Consider the following 2,665-nt stretch of genomic DNA (forward strand, 5'->3'; position numbering starts at 1 on the left):
CCACGAACCAATTCAGGTTTAGCAGGTAAGAAAATATAATGTTGATATTCAGTTTTGAGTGATCTAAGTAGATTACTTATATAACAGACAATGTGTGGTGATGGTAGCAAGAAGGATACACCTGTTCCCATGCCGAACACAGCAGTTAAGCTTCTTAGCGCCGATGGTAGTTGGACCTTTGGTCCTGTGAGAGTAGGTCGTTGCCATACATTGTATAATTGAGAGCAGAGCCCAAGTGGTTCTGTTCTTTTTTTGTACAGATTTCTCCTTCTATTATATATGATATAAATTTGCAGCTTTTTCAGTCTCATTTAAAGTAGGCCCGACGTACATTTTAATTGATAAATTTGACTTGTTCATGATATAGTTTAATTTAAAGGATAATTATATAATATTTTTTTAAATAAACTTATAAATATGAAGAATACATAATGAATAGAGGTGCGTTTATTGAAAAACTTTATTGTTGTGATCCCTGCTTATAATCCAATGGATGAATTACTAAGTTATGTACAGGACCTTCTAGATAATAACGTTTATGCTGTTGTTGTCATTAACGATGGGTCTGAAGAGAAGTATGCCACATTGTTTGAGGAGATAACTAAATTAAACAGAACGGTGGTCCTAACTCATGAAGTGAATATGGGTAAAGGGATGGGGTTGAAGACAGCTTTTAAATATATTATGGATAATCATAGTAATATTGATAGTGTTGTTACTGCGGACTCTGATGGTCAGCATCTTGTATCGGATGTAGTGAATGTCGGAGAGACGATGGTTAATTCTTCGGCGGATTATATTTTAGGAACGAGAAATTTTACTCAAAGTGGTGTTCCGTTTAGAAGTCGAATTGGCAATTGGTTTACATCTTTAATATTTGCTTTATTCTATCAATATAAAGTTCGTGATACACAAACAGGTTTACGTGCTTTTAAGGAAACACAACTAGGTCAGCTAATAGATGTCTCAGGGAATCGTTTTGAATATGAAATCAACATGTTAATTATGATTGCTAAGAAGAAGTATTCTGTAAAGAGTGTAGAAATAACTACGGTCTATCATGAAGATCATACGTCACATTATTCTACCATTCGTGATTCAGTATTAATTGGCAGGCAAATGATTAAAGGATTATTCATTTCTAAATAGATGGGAGGGAGTAGTTAATGGAATACGGGAAATTTTATTTAATTATCAGAAAGATAGCTCAACTAGTCTTTCCTAAATATAAAGCGCCTCAATTTGAACCGACAGATAAACCAGTTGTTTATGTTTCCCACCATCAAAATATGTTTGGTCCCGTCAATGTATTACTTTGGTATCCTAAGTTTATGCGTGTATGGGGCTTGAGTGTTTTCATTGATCAACAAGCTTGTTATGATCATTACGTTAACTACACATTTACACAGCGGTTTAAGATGCCACCGTTCATTGCGAAACCTCTTGCGTGGGGAGTGTCGTATTTCGTTAGTCGTTTGGCTCAGTCGGCACGTGTGATTCCTGTATATAGAAGATCAAGACAAATTATCCGTACATTGAAGGAATCGGTTGAGACTTTGCAAGCCGGCGCTTCAGTGTTAATCTTTCCAGATATTGATTATGCTTCAGATGATAGTGAGGTAGGTAGAATCTATGAAGGCTTCCTAAACCTAGAAAAATACTATAACCGTAAGACAGGTGAACACATTGACTTCGTTCCTCTATATGCTAAACAAACAACAAAGGAAATTCTCTACGGTCAGACTATTCGATTTGATAAGGATCGTGACTTCATTGATCAACGTGATGAAAAGGCACAAGAGATACAAGAAGAATTGAATCGTTTAGCTAATACAGGAGTGGAAGTTGATGTAGTATAATTACATATGTGAAATGTGCCAGGTTCAGAATACGCGATTGATTAATGATTGTGTGTATGATTTCTGGTATTAGATATAGCTATCACTTAATCCCTACTATATAATACGAATAAATTTAAAATATCTTATTGACACAGCAATCATTTAGATGCTATTATATACAAGTTGTTAAAAGAGCAACCGAATGAATCTATCGTTAGTTAAAATAACTTTCAAAAAGTGTTGACACTGACAGTTGGTTCATGCTATTATAATTAGGTTGTCAATTGAGACAGCACCAACGAATCGAACAACTAACTTTGGTTGAATAAAAGATTCAAAAAAAGGTTGACAGTGTATCGAGTAACATGATACAATATAGACCTTGTCACATGAAGTGACGAGAAAAAAGCGAAACATTTGAGACCAATTAAAATTAATTCAAACAATTAGTTGACAATTGCGTAACAAACATGTTACACTAATAAGGTTGCATCACAACCGCAACGAAAGCTCATTGAAAACTGAACAAAGATAAACACACCAAATGTGTAAGGGGATCTGTTCTACGGAACAGACAACCAAACAATTTCGCTGGACGACCACCAGTTAAAAAAAGGTCAACAAAGCTAGAATAGTAATGAGCAAAAGCTCAAACAATCAATTATGAGAGTTTGATCCTGGCTCAGGACGAACGCTGGCGGCGTGCCTAATACATGCAAGTCGAACGCACTGACAGAGAACTTGTTCTCTTGATGTGAGTGGCGCACGGGTGAGTAACACGTGGGAAACCTACCCTTCAGCGGGGGATAACCATCGGAAACGAT

General features: G+C 36.0%; 2 protein-coding genes and 2 rRNA genes. All 4 read left to right on the forward strand.

Annotated features, from left to right (window positions below; translation table 11 throughout):
• Window positions 1-93: 93 nt before the first annotated feature.
• Window positions 94-209: ribosomal RNA gene (gene rrf, locus ACFO5Y_RS03455) — 5S ribosomal RNA — on the forward strand.
• Between the two features lie 241 nt (window positions 210-450).
• Window positions 451-1,149: a glycosyltransferase family 2 protein gene (locus ACFO5Y_RS03460; RefSeq protein WP_197105357.1), complete on the forward strand. Its 699-nt coding sequence runs from the start codon at window positions 451-453 to the stop codon at window positions 1,147-1,149.
• Between the two features lie 17 nt (window positions 1,150-1,166).
• Window positions 1,167-1,859: a lysophospholipid acyltransferase family protein gene (locus ACFO5Y_RS03465; RefSeq protein WP_197105358.1), complete on the forward strand. Its 693-nt coding sequence runs from the start codon at window positions 1,167-1,169 to the stop codon at window positions 1,857-1,859.
• A 641-nt stretch (window positions 1,860-2,500) separates the two neighbouring features.
• A 16S ribosomal RNA gene (locus ACFO5Y_RS03470) occupies window positions 2,501-2,665 on the forward strand; the annotation flags it as partial.

The sequence above is a fragment of the Ruoffia tabacinasalis genome, assembly GCF_042652985.1.
GTDB classification, from domain to species: domain Bacteria; phylum Bacillota; class Bacilli; order Lactobacillales; family Aerococcaceae; genus Ruoffia; species Ruoffia tabacinasalis.